Annotated in this window: 25 protein-coding genes; 6 read left to right on the forward strand and 19 right to left on the reverse strand. The window is 73.3% G+C overall.

Annotated features, from left to right (window positions below; all coding sequences use genetic code 11):
* Window positions 1–97 precede the first annotated feature (97 nt).
* Together O7625_RS23450 and O7625_RS23455 are read right to left on the reverse strand one after the other, a co-directional pair.
* The gene (locus tag O7625_RS23450; RefSeq protein WP_282341580.1) at window positions 98–577 is read right to left on the reverse strand and encodes a potassium transporter TrkA; all 480 of its coding nucleotides are present in this window, start codon (window positions 575–577) and stop codon (window positions 98–100) included.
* A 194-nt stretch (window positions 578–771) separates the two neighbouring features.
* Window positions 772–1,719 (reverse strand): ion transporter, encoded by a 948-nt coding sequence (locus tag O7625_RS23455; protein ID WP_282341582.1) that lies wholly within the window; start codon window positions 1,717–1,719, stop codon window positions 772–774.
* A gap of 180 nt (window positions 1,720–1,899) precedes the next feature.
* Here O7625_RS23455 and O7625_RS23460 point away from each other — a divergent pair, with 180 nt between their 5' ends.
* The 3 genes from O7625_RS23460 to O7625_RS23470 all read left to right on the forward strand — a co-directional run bounded on the left by O7625_RS23460 (window position 1,900) and on the right by O7625_RS23470 (window position 3,952).
* Complete coding sequence (locus O7625_RS23460) at window positions 1,900–2,649, forward strand: hypothetical protein (protein WP_282341584.1); 750 nt, start codon at window positions 1,900–1,902, stop codon at window positions 2,647–2,649.
* A 128-nt stretch (window positions 2,650–2,777) separates the two neighbouring features.
* Window positions 2,778–3,350, forward strand: a complete 573-nt coding sequence (locus O7625_RS23465) for a DUF6529 family protein (RefSeq protein WP_282347067.1) — start codon at window positions 2,778–2,780, stop codon at window positions 3,348–3,350.
* A 56-nt stretch (window positions 3,351–3,406) separates the two neighbouring features.
* Window positions 3,407–3,952: a Rieske (2Fe-2S) protein gene (locus O7625_RS23470; RefSeq protein ID WP_282341585.1), complete on the forward strand. Its 546-nt coding sequence runs from the start codon at window positions 3,407–3,409 to the stop codon at window positions 3,950–3,952.
* Here O7625_RS23470 and O7625_RS23475 read toward each other — a convergent pair.
* The 7 genes from O7625_RS23475 to O7625_RS23505 form a co-directional block, all read right to left on the reverse strand.
* Window positions 3,949–5,586 carry a CotH kinase family protein gene (locus O7625_RS23475; protein WP_282341587.1) on the reverse strand — a complete coding sequence of 546 codons (1,638 nt, stop codon included), beginning with the start codon at window positions 5,584–5,586 and terminating at the stop codon, window positions 3,949–3,951. The genes O7625_RS23470 and O7625_RS23475 overlap by 4 nt on opposite strands.
* A 110-nt stretch (window positions 5,587–5,696) precedes the next feature.
* On the reverse strand, window positions 5,697–6,392 hold the full coding sequence (urtE, locus tag O7625_RS23480; protein WP_282341589.1) for an urea ABC transporter ATP-binding subunit UrtE: 696 nt from the start codon (window positions 6,390–6,392) through the stop codon (window positions 5,697–5,699).
* Window positions 6,389–7,144: an urea ABC transporter ATP-binding protein UrtD gene (gene urtD, locus O7625_RS23485; RefSeq protein ID WP_282341590.1), complete on the reverse strand. Its 756-nt coding sequence runs from the start codon at window positions 7,142–7,144 to the stop codon at window positions 6,389–6,391. Before urtD ends, urtE begins: the two co-directional genes overlap by 4 nt.
* A complete protein-coding gene (gene urtC, locus O7625_RS23490) occupies window positions 7,141–8,328 on the reverse strand; it encodes an urea ABC transporter permease subunit UrtC (protein WP_282341591.1) in 1,188 nt (395 codons plus the stop codon). Before urtC ends, urtD begins: the two co-directional genes overlap by 4 nt.
* A complete protein-coding gene (gene urtB, locus O7625_RS23495; RefSeq protein ID WP_208566109.1) occupies window positions 8,325–9,212 on the reverse strand; it encodes an urea ABC transporter permease subunit UrtB in 888 nt (295 codons plus the stop codon). The genes urtC and urtB overlap by 4 nt, the downstream gene beginning before the upstream one ends.
* A gap of 63 nt (window positions 9,213–9,275) precedes the next feature.
* Complete coding sequence (urtA, locus tag O7625_RS23500) at window positions 9,276–10,520, reverse strand: urea ABC transporter substrate-binding protein (protein WP_282341596.1); 1,245 nt, start codon at window positions 10,518–10,520, stop codon at window positions 9,276–9,278.
* Between the two features lie 656 nt (window positions 10,521–11,176).
* Entirely contained in the window at window positions 11,177–12,244 is a 1,068-nt protein-coding gene (locus O7625_RS23505) for a substrate-binding domain-containing protein (RefSeq protein ID WP_282341597.1), read from the reverse strand.
* Between the two features lie 248 nt (window positions 12,245–12,492).
* On the opposite strand from O7625_RS23505, the gene O7625_RS23510 reads away from it, so the two are divergent.
* Window positions 12,493–12,933: a MarR family transcriptional regulator gene (locus O7625_RS23510; RefSeq protein ID WP_067303837.1), complete on the forward strand. Its 441-nt coding sequence runs from the start codon at window positions 12,493–12,495 to the stop codon at window positions 12,931–12,933.
* Between the two features lie 169 nt (window positions 12,934–13,102).
* On the opposite strand, the gene O7625_RS23515 is transcribed toward O7625_RS23510, so the two are convergent.
* The 7 genes from O7625_RS23515 to O7625_RS23545 all read right to left on the reverse strand — a co-directional run bounded on the left by O7625_RS23515 (window position 13,103) and on the right by O7625_RS23545 (window position 18,615).
* The gene (locus O7625_RS23515; RefSeq protein ID WP_282341600.1) at window positions 13,103–13,909 is read right to left on the reverse strand and encodes an urease accessory protein UreD; all 807 of its coding nucleotides are present in this window, start codon (window positions 13,907–13,909) and stop codon (window positions 13,103–13,105) included.
* Complete coding sequence (ureG, locus tag O7625_RS23520; protein ID WP_067303831.1) at window positions 13,909–14,646, reverse strand: urease accessory protein UreG; 738 nt, start codon at window positions 14,644–14,646, stop codon at window positions 13,909–13,911. The genes O7625_RS23515 and ureG overlap by 1 nt, the downstream gene beginning before the upstream one ends.
* Window positions 14,636–15,319 carry an urease accessory UreF family protein gene (locus tag O7625_RS23525; protein WP_282341602.1) on the reverse strand — a complete coding sequence of 228 codons (684 nt, stop codon included), beginning with the start codon at window positions 15,317–15,319 and terminating at the stop codon, window positions 14,636–14,638. The genes ureG and O7625_RS23525 overlap by 11 nt, the downstream gene beginning before the upstream one ends.
* Window positions 15,319–17,022, reverse strand: a complete 1,704-nt coding sequence (locus O7625_RS23530) for an urease subunit alpha (RefSeq protein WP_282341605.1) — start codon at window positions 17,020–17,022, stop codon at window positions 15,319–15,321. Before O7625_RS23530 ends, O7625_RS23525 begins: the two co-directional genes overlap by 1 nt.
* Window positions 17,019–17,405, reverse strand: coding sequence for an urease subunit beta (locus O7625_RS23535; RefSeq protein WP_067303820.1), 387 nt, complete (start codon window positions 17,403–17,405; stop codon window positions 17,019–17,021). The genes O7625_RS23530 and O7625_RS23535 overlap by 4 nt, the downstream gene beginning before the upstream one ends.
* Window positions 17,402–17,704 (reverse strand): urease subunit gamma, encoded by a 303-nt coding sequence (locus O7625_RS23540; protein WP_067303817.1) that lies wholly within the window; start codon window positions 17,702–17,704, stop codon window positions 17,402–17,404. Before O7625_RS23540 ends, O7625_RS23535 begins: the two co-directional genes overlap by 4 nt.
* Before the next feature lie 278 nt (window positions 17,705–17,982).
* A complete protein-coding gene (locus tag O7625_RS23545) occupies window positions 17,983–18,615 on the reverse strand; it encodes an SGNH/GDSL hydrolase family protein (RefSeq protein ID WP_282341609.1) in 633 nt (210 codons plus the stop codon).
* A gap of 295 nt (window positions 18,616–18,910) precedes the next feature.
* Here O7625_RS23545 and O7625_RS23550 point away from each other — a divergent pair, with 295 nt between their 5' ends.
* Window positions 18,911–19,642, forward strand: a complete 732-nt coding sequence (locus O7625_RS23550) for a GAF and ANTAR domain-containing protein (protein ID WP_282341611.1) — start codon at window positions 18,911–18,913, stop codon at window positions 19,640–19,642.
* 11 nt (window positions 19,643–19,653) lie between these two features.
* On the opposite strand, the gene O7625_RS23555 is transcribed toward O7625_RS23550, so the two are convergent.
* Window positions 19,654–20,364: a GAF and ANTAR domain-containing protein gene (locus O7625_RS23555; protein WP_282341613.1), complete on the reverse strand. Its 711-nt coding sequence runs from the start codon at window positions 20,362–20,364 to the stop codon at window positions 19,654–19,656.
* A gap of 267 nt (window positions 20,365–20,631) precedes the next feature.
* Window positions 20,632–21,246, reverse strand: coding sequence for a TetR family transcriptional regulator (locus O7625_RS23560; RefSeq protein WP_282341615.1), 615 nt, complete (start codon window positions 21,244–21,246; stop codon window positions 20,632–20,634).
* A 113-nt stretch (window positions 21,247–21,359) separates the two neighbouring features.
* On the opposite strand from O7625_RS23560, the gene O7625_RS23565 reads away from it, so the two are divergent.
* Window positions 21,360–22,244, forward strand: a complete 885-nt coding sequence (locus O7625_RS23565; protein WP_282341617.1) for an NAD(P)H-binding protein — start codon at window positions 21,360–21,362, stop codon at window positions 22,242–22,244.
* An 88-nt stretch (window positions 22,245–22,332) separates the two neighbouring features.
* On the opposite strand, the gene O7625_RS23570 is transcribed toward O7625_RS23565, so the two are convergent.
* On the reverse strand, window positions 22,333–23,181 hold the full coding sequence (locus O7625_RS23570) for an SDR family oxidoreductase (RefSeq protein WP_282341618.1): 849 nt from the start codon (window positions 23,179–23,181) through the stop codon (window positions 22,333–22,335).
* Between the last annotated feature and the right edge of the window lie 137 nt (window positions 23,182–23,318).

The following is a 23,318-nucleotide window of genomic DNA, read 5'->3' on the forward strand; positions in this document are numbered from 1 at the left end:
GGGACCGGCGGCGCGGGGACGGGCGTCCCCGGGTCGCGCGGCCACCGCGGCGGTGGCGTCACCCTTGGTTGGTCGTTCGGTCTGTCGTGGTGTCCGGTCAGTGACCGGCGAGCACGTCCGCGGCGGAGGTGGTGGCCGCCTCCGTACCCGCGACGACCACCTCGTCCCCGGCGAGCAGGACGACGTCGTCGCCCGGGGTCGGGATGACGCGGCCGGCGCGGACCACCGCCAGCAGCGACAGCGGCCGGCCGGACAGCGCGGTGTCCCGCCAGCGCTTCCCGTCGCCGACGCTGTCGACGGCGACGGGTATTCGCACCACGGTGACGCCGGGGAGCTGGCGTTCCAGCTCGGCGAGGTGGTCGACGGTGACCGCCTGGTTGAGCACGGCGGCGAAGGCCTGCGCCTCGGACTGGTCGAGCACCAGCGTGGCGAGGGCGGTGTCGCCGTCCTCCGGGTGGTAGATCACCACGTCACGTCGGCCGCCCGGATGGGAGATCACGCTGGCCCACTGGCCGTTCGCGGTGGCGAAGCGCTGGCAGAGTCCGACCCCGGGAAGAACCGTCCGTTCGAACCGCATGCCGACCTCCCTCGCCCATCACCGGAGGGGCGTCCGGCCGGTAACGGCCGCGCGCCCCTTCATCCCTATCATGATCAGGGCGTGATCGCCCACCCCCGCCGTGCCGCCGTCCGGAACGCTGGACGTCGGCGGCGATGTCGGCGGCGCCTCGGCGGCGGGCGGTGCGGGGCTGCCGCACCCAGCGGTCGCACGCCTCAACGGGCGTCGGTGCGTTCGGCGGACCGGTGCCGGCTCGGCGGATCGTCGCGGTCGATGCGCAGCTCCCGTTCCAGCTCGGCGATGACCGCCCGCAGGTCGTCCAGCCGCTGGGTGAGCGCGATCCGGTCCACCTCGTCGGGCACCCCGTCGCCGTCGGCGTCGTACCCGGGCGCCAGCCGCTCGGTCATCTCCAGCCGGCGGGCCTCCTCCATCGAGTTGACGATGACCGCGATCAGGATGTTCAGCAGCAGGTTGACCGTGATGAGCACGTAGCTGACGTAGTAGACGAGCGTCCACGGCGACAGCGCCAGGCCCTGCTCCACCAGATCCGGCAGGGTCTCCAGGGACAACAGCACGAACAGGGTCAGCAGGGACCGGCCGATGTCGCCGTACTGCTCCGGATAGGCCCGGCCGAAGATCAACCAACCGGCCATCCCGTAGACGTACAGCGTCACCATGGCCAACGCGAGGAACCCGCCGACGCCGGGCAGGCTGCGCCACAACGCGGCCACGATGGTGCGCAGGCCGGGCGAGAACCGCACCAGCCGCAGCACCCGGGCGACCCGGACGACCCGCAGCAGCGCCGAGTCCCCGTGCAACCCGGGAAGGAAGATCGCCGCGATCACCACCAGGTCGAAGACGTTCCACCCGTGCCGGAGGAAGTCCTGCGGCCGACGGCCGTACGCCAGCACCCGGACGGCGATCTCGGCGACGAAGGCGACCCGGAAACTCAGCTCCAACCAGTGCAGCACCGGCCGGGCCACCCCGAGGTCGGGGTAGGTCTCCACCCCGAGCACCGCGGCGTTGGCCATGATGAGCACCACGATCGCCGCCTCGAAGGGACGCGACCGGGTGACCCGGGCACACCACGCGGCCAGACCGGACGGGCGGGCGGCCCCGGAATCGGGGGACCGCCGTGGCGCGGGAGGGGACGCGGAGGGCACCGGTCACCCGGTCCCGCGACGGTACGGGAACAGGGCGGCCATGCCGACACCCTATCGGCCCGACCGCATGGTCACCGACGGTGACGGGCCGACCGCCGAACGCTCCCGGCACGGCGATCTCGGCGCGGATTGAACGACCTGCGCCCCGACTTCGTACATCCGGGGTGAAGGGAGTTGCTCATGAAGCGCATGACCCCGTTGCTCACCCTGCTGACCGGGACGGGCATGGCCGCCGTCCTGTTCGCGATGAGCGCCCAGGCGGCGCCGCGTACGGTCGACCCCCGGACGGCCACGAACGCGGCGGCCCCGCCCCAGGCCGCCGTCGAGTCGCCCGCCGTGCCGGCGGAGCCACCACCGGACGCCGCCCCGGCCGAGCCCGCCGAGCCCGCCGAACAGCGGGGCCAGCCCGCCCCGTCGCCGACATCCCCACCGGCCGCCCCACCGGCGGCCGGGGCCGACTCCAACTGGACCGGACGGCTCGACGGCGGTGCCACCATCGCGATCACCGTCACCGACGGCAAGGCGGTGGCGTACGTCTGCGACGGCAAGAAGCTGGAGGTGTGGCTCAACGGCACCGCCGCGGACGGCCGGATGAAGCTGACCGGCAAGAAGGGCGAGGTGCTCACCGGCTCCTTCGGCGACGGTGTCGCCTCCGGCGAGATGGTGGTGGGCCAGCGCCGCTGGAAGTTCACCGCCAAGCAGACCAGCAAGCCCGACCCGGTGCTGTACCGGGCCACCTCGCAGCAGCGTCGCTCCGGTGTCGACGGCGGTTGGATCATGCTGCCCGACGGCAGCCAGATCGGGGTGGTCACCCGCGACGGCAGGCCGGTGTCGGCACCGCCGCTGGACCCGGCGTTCGGCACCACCATCCTCGACGGCCGGACCCTCACCGCCGCGCCGGTGACAGCCGACCCGGGGGCCGGTGAATGACGACGGCCCGCCGCAGGTTCGAAACCGACGTGGGACGCGGTCCGGACGACGGTCCGTCGGTCCGGGTCCTGCCCGACCAGGACATGTTCGACCGGGACCGGTCCGACCGCGACATGTCCGACCGGGACATGTTCGCCCCCCAGCCCGCCGTGGCCCCACCCGCCCCGACCGGTGCGCCGCCCGCCTCGGTGGTGGTGCCGCTGCTGGTCGGGGCCGCGGTCGCGGTCGCCATCGGGGCGTACGCGCGGGTGCACCAGCCCACCGGGATCGCGGTCAACGTGGCCGGCTTCTCCAGCCCGCAGGCGGTCAAGGTGTGGCTGGGCAGCGGCGCGGCCTTCTTCGCCGTGGTGCAGTTGCTCACCGCGCTGTCGATGTGGGGCCGGCTCGGCGGCTTCTCGCCCTCCTGGGCGGGTGGGCTGCACCGGTGGAGCGGGCGGATCGCCTTCCTGCTGACCGTGCCGGTGGCGGTGCACTGCCTGTACGCGCTGGGCTTCGCCGACTACGACCTGCGCACCCTGACGCACTCCCTGCTCGGCTGCCTGTTCTTCGGGGTGTTCACCACGAAGATGCTGTCGCTGCCCAAGCGGGGGCTGGCCGGCTGGGTGCTGCCGGTGGTCGGCGGGGTGCTCTTCACCGTCCTGATGGGCATCTGGGTGAGTTCGTCGCTGTGGTACTTCACCACCTTCGGGGTGGGCACGTGACCGACGGGCACGCGACACCGGACGGTAACGGAACACGGGAGAGGAACGACGGGCCGATGTGCGACGAGCGTGGGGCGGGTTGTCCGTCCCGACGGACCGTGCTGGCCGGAGCCGGCGGGGTGGGCGTCGCCGCCCTGCTCAGCGGCTGTCAGACGTACGGCGAGTCGACCGCGCCGACGGCCGCCGGGCAGGGCAGTGCGCCGGCTGCCGCCTCCCCGGGTGGGGCCACCTCGGACGGGGCGTCCCCGGGCGGGGCCGGGCCGTCCGCCGGGGCGAGCGGTTCCCCCGCCGGTGGCGGCGAGCAGCCGCCCGCGCCCGCGGCGCTGGCGGCGGTGGCGGACATCCCGGTCGGCGGGGGCAAGATCTTCAAGGCCGAGGGGGTGGTGGTGACCCAACCGGCCGCCGGCACCATCAAGGCCTTCTCGGCGACCTGCACCCACCAGGGGTGCACGGTCACCTCGGTCAAGGACGGCACCATCGTCTGCGGCTGCCACAACAGCGTCTTCGGCATCGCCGACGGCGCCGTGCAGAGCGGCCCGGCCGGTCGGCCGCTGACGCCCCGGGCGGTGACCGTCGACGGTGACGAGGTGCGGCTGGCCTAGAGGGCGGCGTCCAGCCACGCCATCCGCCGGTCCAGCCAGTCCCGCAGGTAGTCGACCTGCCCCTGCCAGGTGTCCGCGGTCGGGGTGACGATGGGGCCGATCTTCTCGGTGGTCAGGTTGGGCCACCGCTGGAAGTTCCGGTCGGCCGCGCCGGCCAGGGGCGCGGTGAGCCGGGCGACGCGGGTGTCGAGCTGGGCCGGGGAGAGCGGCCCCTGGCGCAGCTCGGCCCAGCGGGCCCGCACCGCCGCCATGAAGGCGGGATCGGTCACCAGCCGGTTCATCCAGTTGTTGGGCCTCGGCCACCGCTGCTGCTCGTACTGCCAACCGGCGGTGTCCAGGTTGTCCCCGCCGCCGACGCCGTAGGTGAGGTCGAGATCCCACAGCGGCCCGGCGTTGATCCTGCCGCCCCGGTCCTTGTAGAAGTACGAGCTGCGGGCGTAGGCGTCGAAGTTGCGGGTCAGCTCGTTGAGGATGAACGAGTCGACGAACGAGCCCACGTCGATCCAGGCGGGATAGCCTGTCGTCGGGTCGGCGAAGTCGCGGGACTGGAGCATGTCGTTGAACTGCTGGAGGTGGCCGGTGAGCCAGGCCTGCTGCTCCGGGGCCAGCGGCGACGGGTCCACCACCTCCAGGTAGTGCCAGCAGGTCGCGGAGCGGCCCGTGCACGGCAGGGTGGGCTCCTCGGCCGTCAACCACTCGAACTTGACGATGTAGCCGCCGGAGACCGCCGGCAGGGTGACGTCGTCGGGATCGAGTTTCTTGAGGTCGAGCCGGTTCTTCGCGTTCTTGATGGTCTCGACGATCAGGTAGACGCCCTGGTAGTCCTCGGCGCCCACCGGCCGGTCGGCGACGTTGTGGTAGAACTCGACGAAGGCGTACCGGGGGGCCGGGAAACCCATCTCGCGGGCCAGGTCGAAGGTCAACGCCTCCCGGATCAACGCCTTGTCGGTGTACGGCCCGCGCAGCACCCAGTCGGATTCGGCGGGCATCCCCAGCACCGGCAGGTCGACGTCGTCGTCCTCGTTGTCCCGGAACTCGACCCGGTAGGGCGCCTTGTCGAACAGGGAACTCGACGTGCCGCGCAGGTGGTAACCGATCCGGGTGGCGAGGGTGGGTGGCGCGGAGAGCGAGGCCTCTCCCCCGACCGGCGCGAAGAGCAGCGCGGCGGCGTCGACGAACTCCCGCCCGGGTGCCCCCTGGCCGTACCCGTCGACCAGCAGGATCGGCAGGTCGAGGCTGACGTCCACGGCACGTTCGACGTAGAGGGCGGTGCCCGGGTCACCGGTCGCCGCCCCGTCGACGAACGCCCACGCCCGCAGCTGGGTGGTGTCGGTGAGGAGCAGCGGGGTTCCGTCGTACCGCGGGGAGTCCGCCCGGGGCAGCGTGCCGTCCGTCGTGTAGCGGATCTCGGCACCGGCCACCGGCGTCCCCAGCGCGACCGCGAGCTCGTCCCGGAAGGTGCCGCTCGGGACGGAGAAGACGATGTCCCCGGTCAGCCCGCCGGACGGGTCCGCTACCCGGGCGGGGCTCCCCGGCGGCCCGGCCGGCCGGTCAGCGGCCGGCGCCGGGCCGCCGACGGCGGCGAGGGAGATCGCGGTCAGGATGCCCAGGATCCGGGCCGGCAGGTTCCGCACAGTCACTCCCCTGTTCCAGGGCGGCTGGACCACACTCCACGTCATCGATCGACATTTATGTTACTCGATGAACCTGGCTGATCACCGTACGCCATCGGATCGCGGAACGGTCACACCGCGAGCGCCCGGCGGACCGACTGCTCGGCGGCCCGGCCCCCGGCACCGGTGGCGGTAACCCGACCGGACTCCAGCACGTAGTGCCGGGTCGCCACCCGCAACGCGAAACCGAGGTGCTGCTCCACCAGCAGCACCCGGATGCCGGCCCCGGTGGCCAGCTCGACGATCCGGTCCTGGATCTCGGCGACCACCGAGGGTTGGATGCCCTCGGTGGGTTCGTCGAGCAGCAGCAGCCGGGGCCGGGTGACCAGCGCACGGGCGATGGCCAACTGCTGCCGCTGGCCGCCGGAGAGCAGCCCGGCGCGACGGCGCAGCAGGGGCCGCAGCGCCGGGAACAGGTCCAGCGCCTCAGCGGTGGCTGCCGCCCCGTCGCGCCGTCCGTCGGCCACCAGCCGCAGGTTCTCCGCCGCCGTCAGGTGCGGGAAACACTGCTGCCCCTGCGGGACGTACGCCAGCCCCCGGGCGACCCGCTGGTGCGGCGCGAGCCGGGTGACGTCCTCACCGTCGAGGGTGACCGTGCCGGCGCGGGGGCGCAGCAGCCCGACCGCGACCCGCAGCAGGGTGCTCTTGCCCGCGCCGTTGTGCCCGAGCACGGCGGCCACCCCGTCGACCGGGACGGCCACGTCCACCCCGTGCAGCACCTCGCTGCGCCCGTAGCCGGCGCGCACGCCGCGCAACTCCAACATCATGCCTCCGGTACGGTGTCGACGCCGAGGTAGACCTCCTGCACCCGGGGGTCCGCCTGGACCTGGGCCACGGTGCCCTCGCTGAGCACCTTGCCGGCGTGCAGCACGGTGACGCTGCGGGCGAAGCGGCGCAGGAAGTCCATGTCGTGTTCGATGACCACCACGGTGCGGTCCCGGCTGACCGTCTCCAGCAGGGCGCCGGTGGCGTCGCGTTCCTCGTGGCTCATCCCGGCGACCGGCTCGTCGAGCAGCAGCAGCCGGGCGTCGGAGACCAGCAGCATGCCGATCTCCAGCCACTGCTTCTGCCCGTGCGCCAGCGCGCCGGCCGGCTGGTCACCCCGGTCGGTGAGCCCGATCGTCTCCAGCGCGGCGGCCACCTCGTCGGGGATCCGGCCCCGTCGCCGGGCGAGCGTCCACCAGCTCCGGGTCGCCCCGGCGGCGATGTCGAGGTTCTGCACCACGGTCAGCTCCTCGAAGACCGAGGCGGTCTGGAAGGTGCGGCCGATGCCGAGCCGGGCGATGCGGTGCACGTCCCGGCCGAGCAGTTCCCGGTCGCCGAAGCGGACCGAGCCGGTGGCCCGGACCAGCCCGGTCACGGCGTCGACCACTGTGGTCTTCCCGGCCCCGTTCGGGCCGATCAGGAACCGGATGTCGCCGGGCGGCACGTCGAGGTCGATCCCGTCGACGGCGGTGAACCCGTCGAAGGTGACCCGCAGGTCACGTACGCACAGGCCGTCGAGCTGCGCACCGGTCATGCCGCCGACACCTCCGTCCGGTTCTCGGCCGGGTCCGCCGGCCGGCTCCGCCGCCACCACCGCGCCCCGGCCGGGTCCGACCGACGCTGCCGGGCCAGCGCCCACAGCGACGCCAGGCCGCCCGGCAGGAACGCCACCACCAGCACGAACAGCAGGCCCTGCAGGTACGTCCAGGTGCCCGGGAAGCGTTCCGACAGGGCGGTACGCGCCCAGGCCACCGCCACCGCGCCGAGCACCGGGCCGAGCAGGGTGGCCCGGCCACCCACCGCGACACCGATGACGAACTCGATGGACGGGACGATCCCGATCAGGGCGGGCGAGATGATCCCCACCGCCGGGACGAAGAGCGCCCCGGCCAGCCCGGCCATGCCGGCGGCGATCACGTAGCCGACGAGCTTGACGCCGGCCGGGTCGTAGCCGAGGAAGCGGACCCGTTCCTCGCCGTCGCGGACCGCCACCAGCAGCTCGCCGTACCGGCTGCGGATGAGTTGCCGGGCCAGGGCCAGCAGCGCGAGCAGGCTGGCGGCGATGATGAAGTAGACCATCCGCTGGTTGACCGGGTCGTCCAGGTCGTACCCGAAGAAGCCCTGGATGTCGGTGAGGCCGTTGGTGCCGCCGGTGGTGCCCTGCTGGCCGACCAGCAGGATCACCATCGCGGCGGCGAGCGCCTGGCTGAGGATGGCGAAGTAGGCGCCGCGGACCCGGCGGCGGAAGACCAGCGAGCCGAGGCCGAACGCGACAGCCATCGGCAGCAGTACGGTCGCCGGCAGCGCGATCCACGGGCTGGCGAACGGCCGCCACCACAGCGGCAGCTCGTCGAGCTGACCGTAGAGCTGCATGAAGTCGGGCAGCTGGCCGGGGCCGGCGTCGGCGAGCTTGAGGTGCATGGCCATCGCGTAGCCGCCCAGGCCGAAGAAGACCCCCTGGCCGAGGGTGAGCATGCCGCCGCGGCCCCAGGCGATGCCGATGCCGACCGCGACCATCGCGACGCACAGGTACTTGGCCAGCAGCGACAGCCGGAAGTCCGACAGGGTCAGCGGGGCGACGGCGAACAGCAGCGCCGCGCCGAGGGCGAACCCGGCGGCGGTCCGGGCCGGGCCGTCGAACCGGCGGCCCCGCCGGCCGCCCGGTGGGGTGCCGGCCACGGCGGCGGGATCGGTGCCGACCAGCGGCGCGGCGGTCATGCGAGGCTCCTGGTCCGCAGGGTGAACAGCCCCTGGGGCCGCCACTGGAGGAACGCCACGATCGCCACGAAGACGATCACCTTGGCGACGCTGAGGGTGGTGAGGTACTCGCCGGTGGCCTGGAGCACGCCCAGCGCGAAGGCGACGATCACGCTGCCCTTGAGCTGGCCGATGCCGCCGACCACGACGACCAGGAAGGCGTCGATGATGAGGTTGGTGCCCATCGTCGGGCCGATCGGCCCGAGCAGGGTCAGCGCGACCCCGGCCACGCCGGCCAGCCCGGAGCCGATGAAGAAGGTGGTCCGGTCGACCCGGGCGGTGGGGATGCCGGAGACGGCGGCGAGGTCGCGGTTCTGCACCACCGCGCGGATCCGCCGCCCGAGCGGGGTGAGCCGCAACGCCAGGGTCAGCGCCAGCACGGCGGCCAGCGCGAGGGCCAGGATGAACAACCGGTTGTTGGCGACGGTGAGCCCGCCGGGCAGGGAGATGTTGCCGGTGAGCAGCGCCGGGGCCCGGGTCTGCACGTTGGGGCTGCCGAAGACGTCCCGGGCCAGCTGCTGGAGCATCAGCGAGACACCCCAGGTGACCAGCAGGGTGTCCAGCGGGCGGGCGTAGAGGCGGCGGATCAGCAGCACCTCCAGCAGCACGCCCATGGTGCCGGCCACCGCGAAGGCGACCGGCAGCGCCACCAGCAGCGACCAGCCGGCGGCGGTCACGGTCTGCTGGAGGACGTAGGTGGTGTAGGCGCCGGCCATGATGAACTCGCCGTGCGCCATGTTGATCACGTTCATCTGACCGAAGGTCAACGCCAGGCCGAGGGCGATGAGCAGCAGCACCGCGCCGATGCTGATGCCGGTGAAGAGCTGGCCGAAGAGGACTGTCACGTTCGCGCTCCGCAGTGGTGGGTCGGCCCGGACGGGGGTGCCTCCCGTCCGGGCCGGGATCGGTCAGCTCAGGCCGCTCGCCCAGGGGTAGCTCTTCAGGTACGGGTCCGGCGTGATCGGCTTGCCGGAGTTCCACACCTCGGTGATCAGCCCGTCGCCGCCGACCTTGCCGATCCGGGCGGTCTTGGCGATGTGCTGGGTGGGGCCGTCCACGGTGACCAGGCCCTCGGGGGCGTCGTAGGTGATACCGCCGGAGGCGGCCCGGACCTTCTCCACCTCGAAGGTGCCGGCCTTGTCGACCATCGCCTTCCACAGGTACACCGCGACGTAGGCGGCCTCCATCGGGTCACTGGTCGGCTTGTCCGCGCCGTACTTGGCCTTGTAGGCGGCGACGAACTTCTGGTTCGCCGCGCCGGGGGTGGTCTGGTAGTAGTTCCAGGCGGTCAACTGGTCCTTGAGGTACTGGGTGCCGATCCCCTTGACCTCTTCCTCGGCGATCGACACCGACACCACGGGCATGCCCGCGGCGGTGAGCCCGGCCGAGGTGTACTCCTTGAAGAACGCCACGTTGCTGTCGCCGTTGAGGGTGTTGAACACCGCGTCGGCCTTCGCCGAGCGAACCTTGTTGACGATGGTGCCGAACTCGGTGGAGCCGAGCGGCGCGTAGTCCTCGCCGAGCACGGTCATCCCGTTCGCCGCCGCGTACGCCTTGATGATCTTGTTAGCGGTACGCGGGAAGACGTAGTCGCTGCCGACCAGGTAGACCGACTTCTTGCCCTGCGCCTTGAGGTAGTCCAGGCCCGGCACGATCTGCTGGTTGGTGGTGGCCCCGGTGTAGAAGATGTAGGGCGACTGCTCCAGCCCCTCGTACTGCACCGGGTAGAAGAGCAGCGCCTTGTTCTTCTCGAAGACCGGCTTGACCGCCTTGCGGCTGGCCGACGTCCAGCAGCCGAAGACGGCGGCGACCCGGTCCTGGGAGATCAGCTTCTCGGCCTTCTCGGCGAAGGTGGGCCAGTCGGAGGCACCGTCCTCACCGACCGGCACGATCTTCTTGCCCAGCACGCCACCGGCGGCGTTGATCTCCTCGACGGCCAGCATGATGGAGTCCCGAACGGTGACCTCGCTGATGGCCATGGTGCCGGAGAGCGAGTTGAGCAGCCCGACCTTGACGGTGTCGCCGGACACGTCGGCACTCACACCCGCGGTCGACTTCCCGTCGGAGGTCTTGCTGCCGCAACCGGCGAGTGCGGCGGCGGCGATCAGGGTCATGGCGCCCGCCAGGATGCGGCGGCCCCGGAACTGTGACATTCATTCTCCCTGCGGAGCGATGTTCGCCGAATGATTTCCGTGCCGACCCGCACTGGCCGGCAGGTATTGCTGTCAATGGTTGATGCGGTGCGGTGGCGATACTCGTCAGCGGGCCCCCGGATGACGGGTGGGACGTCATCCCTGGCGGTCCGCAGTGGACTTCTGGGCAGGGAAAGACTCTGCCCCGTTGGTTGCCGCCATGTTTCCCAGCCCTTAATTGACTGTTTCCCGCATCGATCACGGCGCATAAAAAAGGACCACCGCCACAACGGACGATGACCCGACATAAATGCGTGACGCACACCCGTCGACCCCTTGGGACAGGCCTATGCCGCACCGCCGGAACCCACCCTCGACAATGGGCGGAATAGCGGTTACTTCACGCAGGAAGCATCCTAGAACCCCCACCCACCCCCCTGTCAACCACCCTCCTGCGCCCCTCCCCTTCCCCCTCCCACACCCAGCCCTCCCTCACCCAGCCCTCCCTCTCCCCGCCCTCCCCTACCGCCCCGATCTCCCACCGCCCCGATCTCCCCGGTGATCAAGAGGTTTACGTCACCCGCCGGCTGTCCGGTGACGTAAACCTCTTGATCACCGCGGGCAGAGGCGGGGCGGAGGGCGGAGGGCGGGGTGGGGTGGGGTGGCGCGGGTGGGGGTCAGAGTTCGGAGAGGACGGTGAAGTCGAGGCCGTGGGCTTCGGCGAGGTAGATGCGTTGGCGGACGTGCCGGTGGCGCAGGCGCAGCTCACCCCGCGGACCGTGGTAGGTGACCGCGTCCGCGGCCGCGCCGATCGCCCGCACGTCGAGGGTGCGCGCCCGCGCGATCAGGGCGGCGAGCAGCATGACCCCCTCGTAACAGGACTCCCCCAGGCTGCCCAGCGGTGGCGCGTCCACCCCGAAGCGGCGGGCGAACGCGCCGTGGAAGTCCAGGTTCTCCCGGGTGACCAGGCCGGCGAAGAACCCGGCCGTGCTGAACAGTCGACGGGTGCCGCCGATCCCGCTGGCCAACAGCATGTTCTCGTCCATCAGGGTGCTCAACCGCAGACACCGCTGGTCCAGCCCGGATCGGCCGAAGGCCCGGTTGAACCGGACCGCGTCGGCACCCACCAGCAGCATCAGCACCCCGTCGACCTCGGCGCGTTCGATCTCCCGCAGCACCGGCCCGAAGTTCTCGGTGCCCAACGGCAGGAACGCCCGCCCGCACACCCGCGCCCCGCTGTCGCGGGCGTACCGCTGGGCCGCCCGCGCGGTACGGCGCGGCCAGACGTAGTCGTTGCCCACCACGAACCAGCGGCGGACCCCCTGCTCCCGGGCGAGCAGCCGCATCGCCGGCCAGAGCTGGGCATCGGGGGTCTCGCTGGTCAGGAAGACCCCTTCGGTACGTTCCCCACCCTCGTACAGGGCGGTGTAGACGTACGGCACCCGGTGCGCGATCCGCGGGGCCACCGCCTGCCGGACCGAGGAGATGTGCCAGCCGGTCACCCCCTGCACCGCCCCGGTGGACACCAGCGCCTCCACCTCGGCGGCCACCTCCGCCGGTGCCGCCCCGCCGTCGACCGGCACCAGCCGCAGCTCCCGGCCGAGCACCCCGCCGGACCGGTTGACCTCCTCGACCGCCAGCTGGGCGCACAGCTCACAGGTGGGGCCGAACATGCCCGCCGGCCCCCGCATGGGGAACACCAGCGCGACGCTGACCACCGACCGGTCGACGGTCAGCCAGGGCACCCCGCCCGCGGTCCCATCCGGACGGGGAAAGGGCGCGGTCCCACCGGGGTCGGGGAAGGGCGCGCCACCGCCCGGGTCGGGGAAGGGCGCTGTCCCGCCCGGGTGGGGGGACGGTTCCGGCACGCCGCGGGGACCGGGCACCGGCACGGACATGCTGACATGATTGCCGGCAACCCTGGCGGGCCACCAGAGCAGACCGAAAACCGGGACGCTTCGGTAACATGGCAACCCACCGAACGGGGAGAGACATGGCCGACGATCCCACCACGCCCGTCGACCTGATGCGTGCGCTCACCCGCGCCGAACGGCTGCTCGGCCGCCGGATCGGCGCGGTCCTCGCCACCGAGGGGCTCACCGTCGAGGCCTGGCGGGTGCTGTGCCGTCTCGCCGACGGGCAGGGCCACCCGATGAGCGAGGTCTCCACCGAGGAGTCGTTGCCACCGGGCACCCTGACGAAGATCGTCGACCAGCTCGTCGACCAGAACCTGGTCCACCGCCGGATCGATCCGTTCGACCGGCGGCGCATCCGGGCCTACCTCACCCCCCGGGGCCACCGCGAACAGGGTCGCATCGACGCCCTCGTCCGCACCGAACTGGCCGGCGTCCTCGACGACGCGGCGCTGACCGGTCAGCTCGTCGACCTCGCCGCCCGGCTCGGCCCGCGCCGGCACCCCGTCCGCACCGGCTGACCGGCTCCCGCACCAGCTCGGACCGCCCGGCTACGCACCGGTCCGAAGCGGCCGACTCCGCACCGGCTCGAACCGACCGGGCTCCACACCGACTCGAAGCGGCCGGCTCGGACCGCCCGGGCTCCACACCGGTCCAAAGCGGCCAGCTCGGCACCGGCTCGCAGCGGCGTCAGCGGCGAGCGGTGGCGGTCGCCCCGGCCGTAGCCTCGGCGGGCGTGGTGAGCAGGTCGCGGAGGGTCTGCGCATCGGCGGCGGTGGCGGTGAGCAGCGCCGCCGGGCCACCGGCCAGCGGCAGCCAGGCGGCGGCCGCACCGGGACCGGTGGGCAGGACCCGGCCCCGGGTTACGCCGCCGGTGGCGTCCGCAACGACCGGCCCGGGCGGGGAGGCGGGGTCGACCAGCAGCAGCGAGCCGGTCGCGGTCGCCCCACCCAGCACCGCCGGCCCGGCCCAGCCGGGTGCCGCCGGACCGACCGCCAGGGACTGCCGCAGCAGCGGCCGGCCGGCGTAGTCGACCGAGGTGGTCACCACGACGTTCCCGGCGGGCTCGGCGTACCGGCCGCACACCAGTTCCTCGCGCCAGCTCAGCCGGGCGTCCCCGGCCAGCTCCACCCGGGACTCGGCGACATGGTCGCAGCCGGCCGCCGCCACCAGCTGCTCCGGCAGCCAGAGCAGGGTGCCGGCGGCGTGCACCACCGCGTCCACCTGCATCCGGGAGACCGCCCCGGCCCGGCCCGGCAGGGCCACCGAGGCGGCGACGGTACGCACCCGCAGCGCCGCCCCCGGCCCCACCTCGACGGTCAGCCGCAGGTCGTCACCGGCCAGCGGACCGGCCGCGCCACCGACGACGTACACCGTCGGGATGTCGTCGGTGGCGGCGGCCTGCCGCAGCAGCAGCGGTGACTCGCCCCGCAGCTCGCGCAGCACCGTGCCGCCCCGGCCGTCGGCCACCGCCACCAACCGGGCGACCGCCCGCATCAGCCGACGACCAGCCGGCCACGGTGGTGGGCCAGCTCGTGGCGGACCCAGTCGGCCACCGCGCCGGCCAGCGGATCGGCCACGATGGACAGGAACACCGTCGGCAGGTCCCCCCGCCGGGCACGGGCGTCCCGGTCCATCACCGACAGGTCCGCCCGTACCATCGGGGCCAGGTCGGTCTTGTTGATGACCAGCAGGTCGGCGGCGGTGACCCCGGGGCCGCCCTTGCGGGGCACCTTGTCGCCCCCGGCGACGTCGACCACGAAGATCTGCCGGTCGACCAGGCCCCGACTGAAGGTGGCGGTCAGATTGTCCCCGCCGCTCTCCACCAGCACCAGGTCCAGCGGTCCGACGCCGTCGACCAGCTCGTCGATGGCGTCCAGGTTGGCGCCGATGTCGTCGCGGATCGCGGTGTGCGGGCAGCAGCCGGTCTCCACGGCCCGGATCCGTGCCGGGTCGAGCACCCCGGCCCGGCGCAGGAAGTCGGCGTCCTCGGTGGTGTAGATGTCGTTGGTCACCACACCGAGGCGCAGCTCGTCGGCGAAGGCCCGGCACAGCGCCGCGACCAGGGCGGTCTTGCCCGACCCGACCGGCCCGCCGATGCCCACCCGCAGCGGGCGGACGCCGGACGGCAGCGGCGCGTGCGGGTCGACCCCCGGCTCGGGGTGGGTGTGCGGAACGGACTCGTCATGCGCGATCTGCTCGTGCGGGATCGTCGATACGGTTTCAGGACGCAAAGAGACGCACCTCCCAGGTGGTGTGGACTTCGGCGTGGATGTCGGTGAGCGGGGCGGCCGGGGCCGGCAGCCGCTCGGGCGGATCGTCGGCGGTGGCGACCGCGCGGGCCGCCGTGGCGTCGCAGTCGCCGGCCAGCCCCGCCAGCACCGCGTGCACCCGGTACGGGTCGAGGCCGAGCAACCGCACCGCCGCACTGGCCGGGCCGGTCACCGACCCGTACGCGGCGACGGTCGCCACCGCCACCGGGTCCAGGCCGGCGGCGGCGGCGACCAGACCGAGCACCAGCGGCTGGTGCGGCCCGGACGGGTTGGTGGGCAGGGTGTCGAACCCGCCGCCGGGCCAGATCTCCCGCCCGGCCCGTAGCAGTGCCCGGCCCTGCCGGCGGGAGACCGCCCGCAGCGCCGATGCGGCGGTCCGGGCGTCCAGCTCGGCGTCCAGCCGGGCCAGCGTCGCCCGCCGGTCGGCGGCAGCGGCGACCCGGTGCGCCGCCACCGCGAACGCGGCGGCGACCAGCCCACCGGTGGCCAACCGGCCGCGCAGGAACCCGGCCAGGGTGGCCGGATCGGCGACCAGGCCGGCCGCCACCGCCGCCTCCAGGCCACCGGAGTGGGCGTGCGCCCCGGCGGGGAACCTGCCGTCGGCCAGCAACAGCACCATGCTCGACGGGGTCATCAGAACAGGTGGTACCGCTGCGCCATGGGCAGCTCGGCGACCGGCTCCGGGTCGACCACCACCCCGTCGATCCGGACGGTGAAGGTGTCCGGGTCGACCTCGATGCGCGGCAGCGCGCCGTTCTCGGGCAGGTCGGCCTTGCCCCGCGAGCGCACGTCGGCCACCGGGACCAGCGGACGGCGCACGTCCAGCCGCAGGCCCGCCTCCAGCGCGGCCGGCGCGACGAAGGCCACGCTGGTCGCGGCCGGCACCACGCCGTACGCGCCGAACATCGGCCTCGGCAGCATCGGCTGCGGGGTGGGGATCGACGCGTTCGCATCACCCATCTGCGCGTACGCGATCATCCCGCCCTTGATCACCAGGTGTGGCCGGACGCCGAAGAACGCCGGATCCCAGAGCACCAGGTCGGCGAGCTTGCCCGGCTCCACCGAGCCGATCTCCCGTTCCAGCCCGTTGGCCATCGCCGCGCAGATGGTGTACTTCGCCACGTACCGGCGTGCCCGGTGGTTGTCGGCCAGCCCGTCGCCGGGCAGCGCACCCACCCGACGCTTCATCACGTGCGCGCTCTGCCAGGTCCGGGTGATCACCTCGCCGACCCGGCCCATCGCCTGCGAGTCCGAGCCGATGATGGAGATCGCCCCGAGGTCGTGCAGCAGGTCCTCGGCGGCCATCGTGGACGGCCGGATCCGGCTCTCCGCGAAGGCCAGGTCCTCCGGCACCGACGGGTTCAGGTGGTGGCAGACCATCAGCATGTCGAGGTGCTCGGCGAGGGTGTTGCGGGTGTACGGCCGGGTCGGGTTCGTCGACGACGGCAGCACGTTCGGCTCCCCCGCCACCGTGATGATGTCCGGCGCGTGCCCGCCCCCCGCCCCCTCGGTGTGGTACGAGTGGATCGCCCGGCCGGCGATGGCGCGCAGCGTGTCGGCCACGAACCCGGCCTCGTTGAGGGTGTCGGTGTGCAGGGACACCTGCACCCCGGACGCGTCGGCGACCCGCAGGCACGCGTCGATCGCCGCCGGGGTGGTCCCCCAGTCCTCGTGCAGCTTGAAGCCACCCGCCCCGGCCCGCAGCTGCTCCCACAGCGCCTCGGTGGAGACCGTGTTGCCCTTGCCCAGCAGCAGCACGTTCACCGGGAGGGTGTCCAGCGCCTCGTGCATCCGGGCCAGGTGCCAGGCGTTCGGGGTGACCGTGGTGGCGCGGGTGCCCTCGGCCGGGCCGGTGCCCCCACCGACCAGGGTGGTGATGCCCGAGGTGAGCGCCTCGGTGACGATCTGCGGGCAGATGAAGTGCACGTGGGTGTCCACCGCCCCGGCGGTGAGGATCCGCCCGTTGCCGGCGATCACCTCGGTGGACGGGCCGATCACCAGGTCCGGGTGGACGCCGGGCATGGTGTCCGGGTTGCCGGCCCGGCCCAGTGCCACGATCCGCCCGTCGCGCAGCCCGACGTCGGCCTTGGCCACCCCCCAGTGGTCCAGCACCACCGCACCGGTGATCACCGTGTCGAGCGCGCCCTCGGCCCGGGTGGCCCGGGACTGGCCCATCGACTCGCGGATCACCTTGCCGCCGCCGAACACCGCCTCGTCCCCGCCGACGCAGTGGTCGACCTCCACCTCGATCAGCAGGTCGGTGTCGGCCAACCGGATCCGGTCGCCGGTCGTCGGGCCGTACAGGTCGGCGTAGCGTCGCCGGTCCACCGCGCTCACCGGCCGACCTCCCCGACGCCCGGGCCGGGCCTGCCGGCTGCCGGGTCGGGCTCTCCGGCGGAGGGATCGGGCTCCCGGTCGAGCGGGCCGGCGACCTCGCCGCGCAGCCCCGGCACGATCCGCGCGCCGCCCAGCGGCACCAGGTCGACGGTGCGGCTGATCCCCGGCTCGAACCGCACCGAGGTCCCCGCCGGTACGGCGAGCCGCTGGCCGTACGCGGCGGACCGGTCGAAGCTCAGGCCCGGGTTGGTCTCGGCGAAGTGGTAGTGCGAGCCGACCTGGATCGGCCGGTCGGCGGTGTTGACCACCAGCAGGGTGGTCACCGGGCGGCCCGCGTTGATCTCGACCGGGCCGTCGCCGGGCAGGATCTCCCCGGGGATCACGGGATCGGGTGGTGCACCGTCACCAGCTTGGTGCCGTCCGGGAACGTGGCCTCCACCTGCACCTCCCCCAGCATCTCGGGGATCCCGTCGAGCACGTCGTCGCGGCTGAGCACGGTACGGCCGGCGGCCATCAGATCGGTGACCGAGCGGCCGTCCCGGGCGCCCTCCAGGAGGAACGCCGTGATCATGGCGACGGCTTCGGGGTAGTTGAGGCGCAGTCCGCGCTCGCGTCGTCGACGGGCGACGTCCGCGGCGACGTGGACGAGCAGGCGGTCCTGCTCGTGGGGCGTGAGGAACACGGGATCTCCCGGGCGGCTCGGCGTGTTTCCCACCGTACCGACTCCGAACGCGGCGAGGGCGCGGACCGGGGAGGGCAGGAGGACACGCGGGACCACCGACGGGCCACCGGCGGGGCGTTCCGGGGCCCCACCGGCCCCGGCCCGTCACGGGGCCGCTCGGCGGTGATGGTTGGAAAGGACCGCACCGCCAACCGCTGGACCGACCGTAGAGGATCACCCCGGGCCGTGGCAACGCCCGGACCCGGGCATTCGGCCCGGGCCGCCGACGGGGTGCGGGATCAGGTGGCCGGGGTGACCGCGGCCAACCACCGCTGGGCCAGCAGGGCGTGGCCGGGCGGGGTCAGGTGCACCCCGTCGTCGGTCCACACCCGGTCGTCGGCGTCGGCGGAGCCGAACACCGCGTCCACCGCGACCAGCGTCGCGTCGAACTCGGCGGCCAGCTTGCGGACCACCTCGACCTTCGGGTCCAGGTCTTCACGCCAGCGCCGCTGCGGGTCGTCGAGCGGGATGAGGAACGGCTCCACCAGGATCAGCCGGACGTCGGGCAGCGCGTCCCGGGTGGCGGCCAGCACGTGCCGGTAGTCGGTGCCGAACTCCTCGGCCGTGGTGACCTCGTCGCTGCTGTACCGCCGCCAGGTGTCGTTGATCCCGATCAGCACCGACACCACCTGCGGGGCCAGCGCCAGGCAGTCGTCGGTCCACCGGGCGCGCAGGTCCCGTACCCGGTCACCGCCGACACCCCGGTTGCGGAACGCCACCCGGTGGCCGGGGTGCCGCGCGGTGAACCAGGCGGCGGCCATCATCGCCCAGCCCACGCCCAGGTCGGCGCCGTCGGCCCGGTCCCGTCCGGCGTCGGTGATGCTGTCGCCGATGAACAACACCCGGCCCCCACGCGGAATCTCCACCGTCATCCGTCCGCTCCCCCTGTCGTCGTCGGCTGTCATCATCCCCCGGCGCCCGGCCCGGACACCACCTCGGAAACGACCGCCGCGGCGGTGTCCGTCGCATGTCGCCGCCGGCCGACCGGTACAGTGGTACTCCGCGTCCGACGCCCCAGGCGGCGTCGTGAGCGAGCGTCAAGCAGTGGCGCGGTCCCCGGTCCGTCCCCGGTGGAGCCGCAACGACGGCCCACCGAAACGGACCGATCGTCACGCGCCGCCGGCTGCACCGGTGGGTTCGCGCCGGTTCGCAAGGACGTCCAGACGCATGCCGCAGTCACCACTCGACATCACCGGGGCTGTCCTCCGGTTGGGGTCCATCCGCCACGACGAGATGGGCCTCGACGCCGTGCTGACCCGGATCACCGAGGTGGCCCGGGACAGCATCCCGGACGCCGCCGAGGTCACCGTGACCCTGGTGCACGGCACCGAGGCGAAGACCGCCGCCCACACCGATGAGCTGGCCCTCAAGCTCGACACCTGGCAGTACGAGCAGGGGCGTGGCCCGTGCCTGGACGCGGCCGCCACCGGTGCCGTGCTGATCGTCGCGGACACGACCGGGGAGCGGCGCTGGCCGGAGTGGTCGGCCCTGGCGTACGCCGCCGGGGTGCGCTCCTGCATGTCCATCGGCCTGCCGATCCAGGAGGCGGTGGTCGGCGCCCTCAACCTCTACGGCACCCGACCGGACGCGTTCGGCCGGGTGGCCGAGCCGGCCCGGACGATCGCCGGTCACGCCGCGGTGGCGCTGGCCAACGCCCACCTGTACGACAGCACCGCCACGCTGGCCGCACAGATGCAGGAGGCGATGCGCAACCGGGCGGTGATCGAGCAGGCCAAGGGGATCATCATGGGTCAACGCCGGTGCACGGCCGACGAGGCGTTCGGCATGCTGGCCCGGGTGTCGCAGAATTCCAACCGCAAGCTGCGGGACGTGGCGGACGCCCTGGTCCAGCAGGTCGTCCGACCGGTGCCCGGTCAGCCCACCGCCGCCGACCGCTGAGACACGGGGGTTCAGCGGGTGCCCGCGGTGGCCCGACCGACCAGGGCGGCGGCGACGTCGCGCAGTCTGCGGTTGGTGTCCTGCGAGATGGTGGCGAGGATGCCGAACGCCTCGTCGGCGGTGCACCGGCGTTGACCCATGATGATCCCCTTGGCCTGCTCGATCACCGCCCGGCTCTCCATCGCCGTACGCATCTGCGCGGCCAGCGTGGTGGCGCTGGCGTACAGGTGGGCGTTGGCCAGCGCCACCGCGGCGTACGCGGCGAAGGTCTGGGCCAACTCCACCGTCTCGGCGTCGAACGCGTGGCGGGCGGTGCCGTAGAGGTTGAGGGCGCCGACCACCGCCTCCTGGATCGGCAGGCCGATGGCGACCACGCTGCCGACGCCCGCGTCGACGGCCCGGGACGCCCAGGCCGGCCAGCGTTTCTCGGTGCCGGTGTCGACCACGGTGAGGGTGTCACCGGTGATCGAGGCGTCCAGGCACGGCCCGTGCCCCTGCCGGTACTGCCACTCGTCGAGCAGCAGCGCGACGTCGCCGGTGACCGCGACGCTCTGCGGGCTGCTGCCGCGTAGCAGGGTGACCGACACCTCCGACGCGCCGCGCAGGCTGCTTCGGGCCAGGTCGGCGACCATCCGGAGCACCTCGTCCACGCCGGTCTCGTCGAGTCGGAGCCGACCGAGTTCGGCCAGGGCGTCGTGCGGGGTGAGCGGCAGGGATCTCATCGCGCGGCTCCTTTCCGGCGGGCGTTCCGGTGGCGGCGGGACCGCGGGACGACGGCGGTCCTCCACCGTGGCGGTGGTCGGCGGCGGCCCTCCAACCTGGCGGTGGTCGGCGGCGGTCCTGCATGGTGGCGGTGGTCGTCGCTGCGCAAACCCACCGGCCCGTCCCGCCTGACACGTCTCCCGCACCATACCCGCGGCGGCGGGGAACCGCCCGGTTCACCCGCCCGGCGACGCCGGCCGTGGTGGGGTCCGCACGGGTGCGCCGGGTCAGTGGTCGTCGGTGCAGCGGCGGAGCCGGGCGAAGGCGTCGTCGGCGTCGGCGACCGCCTCGGGCAGCACCTGGCCTGCGCTGCGCCCGGCGGCGATCCGCTGCCAGTTGGTCCGGGCCAGCACCCGTTGCACCGCGATCACCTGGGCCGCCAGCAGCCGGCCCCGGACCCCCGGGTCGAGGACGGCGGCCAGGGCGTCCTCGTCGTCCTCCAGATACCGCAGCAGCCGTCCCGCCAGGCTGGGGGTGGTGAACACCAGCCGGTGGAACGCCACCACCTCGGGGTGGTCGTTGAGGCCGGTGACCGGCTCGCAGCGGTCGAGACCGGCCCGGAAGTGCCGGTGCAGCGCCTCGACCGGCGGCATCCCGGGGGGCCGGTCACGGACCACCCGGGCCGGCTCGCCGAGGTGGTCGGCGAAGCGGTGCAGGAGCAGGTCCTCCTTGGTGGCGAAGTAGCGGAACAGGGTCGGTTTCGACACCTCGGCCGCGGCGGCGACGTCGGAGACCGGCACCTGGTCGAATCCGCGCGCCAGGAACAGCGTGATCGCCACGTCGGCGATCGCGTCCCGGGTGCGGAGCTTCTTGCGGGCCCGCAGTCCGACCGGTTCACTCACCGCCTGACGGTAACATTAGTTACCAGGTTGCTTTTTTAACTCGGTAACGAAATGATGGCACCCATGGGACAGACCGACACCCGCCGTACCCCCTCGACGCCGGCGAGGCTGCCATGACCGCCACGGGAGGCCCTCCGGTGCTCGTCACCGGGGCGACCGGGCGGATCGGCCGCGCCGTGGTCGACCTCCTGACCGACGCGGGCGTGCCGGTCCGGGCCCTGGTCCGCCGCCCCGGCGCGGCGACGGACCTGCCCGGCACCGTCGAGACCGTCACCGGCGACCTCACCGAGCCGGGCTCACTCGACCCCGCGTTACGCGCCGTCGACACGGTCCTTCTGGTCTGGACCGCCCCGCTGCGGACCGCGGCGGCCGTCGTCGACCGGCTGGCCGCCGAGCCCCGGCGGGTCGTCTACCTGTCCGCACCGCACCGCACCCCGCACCCGTTCTTCCAGCAGCCGAACCCGATGGCGGCCCGGCACGCCGAGATCGAACGGCTCATCGCGGCCGCCGGCCTCGACTCCACCATCGTCCGGCCCGGGATGTTCGCGTCGAACGCCCTGCACTGGTGGTCCGCCGCGGTCCGGGGCGACGGCGTGGTCCGGTGGCCCTACGGCACCGCCGAGACCGCACCGGTCGACGACCGGGACGTGGCCGCGGTCATCGCGCGGACCCTGCGCGCGGACGGAGACGCCGCCGGCGACCACGTGCTGACCGGCCCGGAGTCGCTCACCCAGGCCGAACAGGTACGCCTCCTCGGTGACGCGCTCGGCCGCCGGCTGACGTTCGAGGAGCTGCCGCCCGACGAGTTCCGGCGGCAGGCCCCGGAAGACGCCCGGCCGGCCGTGGACATGCTCCTGGCCGCCTGGAACGCCGCGACGGGCCGCCCCGCGTACGTCACCTCGACGGTCGCCGACCTCCTCGGCCGACCGGCGCGGACCTTCCGCCAGTGGGCCGTCGACCACGCCACGTCCTTCACCGGGGCACCCCCGCCCCGCTGAGCCGACCGGCCGGCCCACCCGTCGTGGGCCGGGCCGGCGGCGACGCGCCCGCGCTCCGGCCCGTCGCGCGACGGGCCGGCGAGGATCGTCAGAGGGCGGCGCGGATCGCCTCGGCGAGGCTGGTCGGGCGGCGGCCGAGCAGCTTCTCCAGGTCCTCGACGGGCGCGTACAGCTCACCCCGGGCCAGGCCACGGTCGGCGTCGGCGAGGACGGCGGCGTACGCCTCGGGCACCCCGGCCGAGACCAGCAGCTCGGTGTACGCCGGCTCCGGCAGGTCGGTGTAGCGGACCTCCCGTCCACTCTGGCGGGACACCTCGGCGGCCAACTCGGTCAGGGTGAACGCCGCACCGCCCAGCTCGTAGACCCGGCCGGCGTGCCCCTCGGTGGTGAGCACCTCGGCGGCGGCCTCGGCGTAGTCCGCCCGGGTGGCGGCGCTGACCCGACCGTCGCCGGCCGACCCGGCGACCCCGTGGGCCAGGTAGGTGGCCAGTTGACCGGTGTAGTTCTCCAGGTACCAGCTGTTGCGCAGCAGCACGAGGGGCAGACCGGAGTCGCGCAGGTCCTCCTCGGTGACCCGGTGCTCGCCGGCCAGCACCATGTCCGAGGTGTCGGCCCGGGTGATGCTGGTGTAGGCGACCAGACCGACACCGGCCTGCCGGGCGGCGGCGACGACGTTGCGGTGCTGGGGAACCCGCTGGCCGACCTCGCTGCCGGAGACGAACATCAGCTTCTCGGCGTCGGTGAAGGCGTCCCGCAGCGAGTCCGGATCGTGGTAGTCGGCCGCCCGCACCCGGACGCCCCGGTCGGCGAGATCGGTGAGCCGGCCCACGTCCCGCCCGAGGGCCACGATCTGCGCGGCGGGCACGTCCCGACGCAGCAGCGACTCCACGATCAGGCGGCCCAGGTGGCCGGTGGCCCCGGTGACGACGACGGACATCTCACACTCCTTCGGCTCGGTACTGCTGTCGTACCGGGCAACGCGGGTCGGGATGGCAATACTTCCCGAGAGAGAGCAGACATCTTGTAGCTTGCAACACACCAATAGAGAGCGAAGAGGTGGGAACCGGTGGCCTC

It is taken from the genome of Micromonospora sp. WMMD714, from assembly GCF_029581315.1.
GTDB lineage: Bacteria > Actinomycetota > Actinomycetes > Mycobacteriales > Micromonosporaceae > Micromonospora > Micromonospora rifamycinica.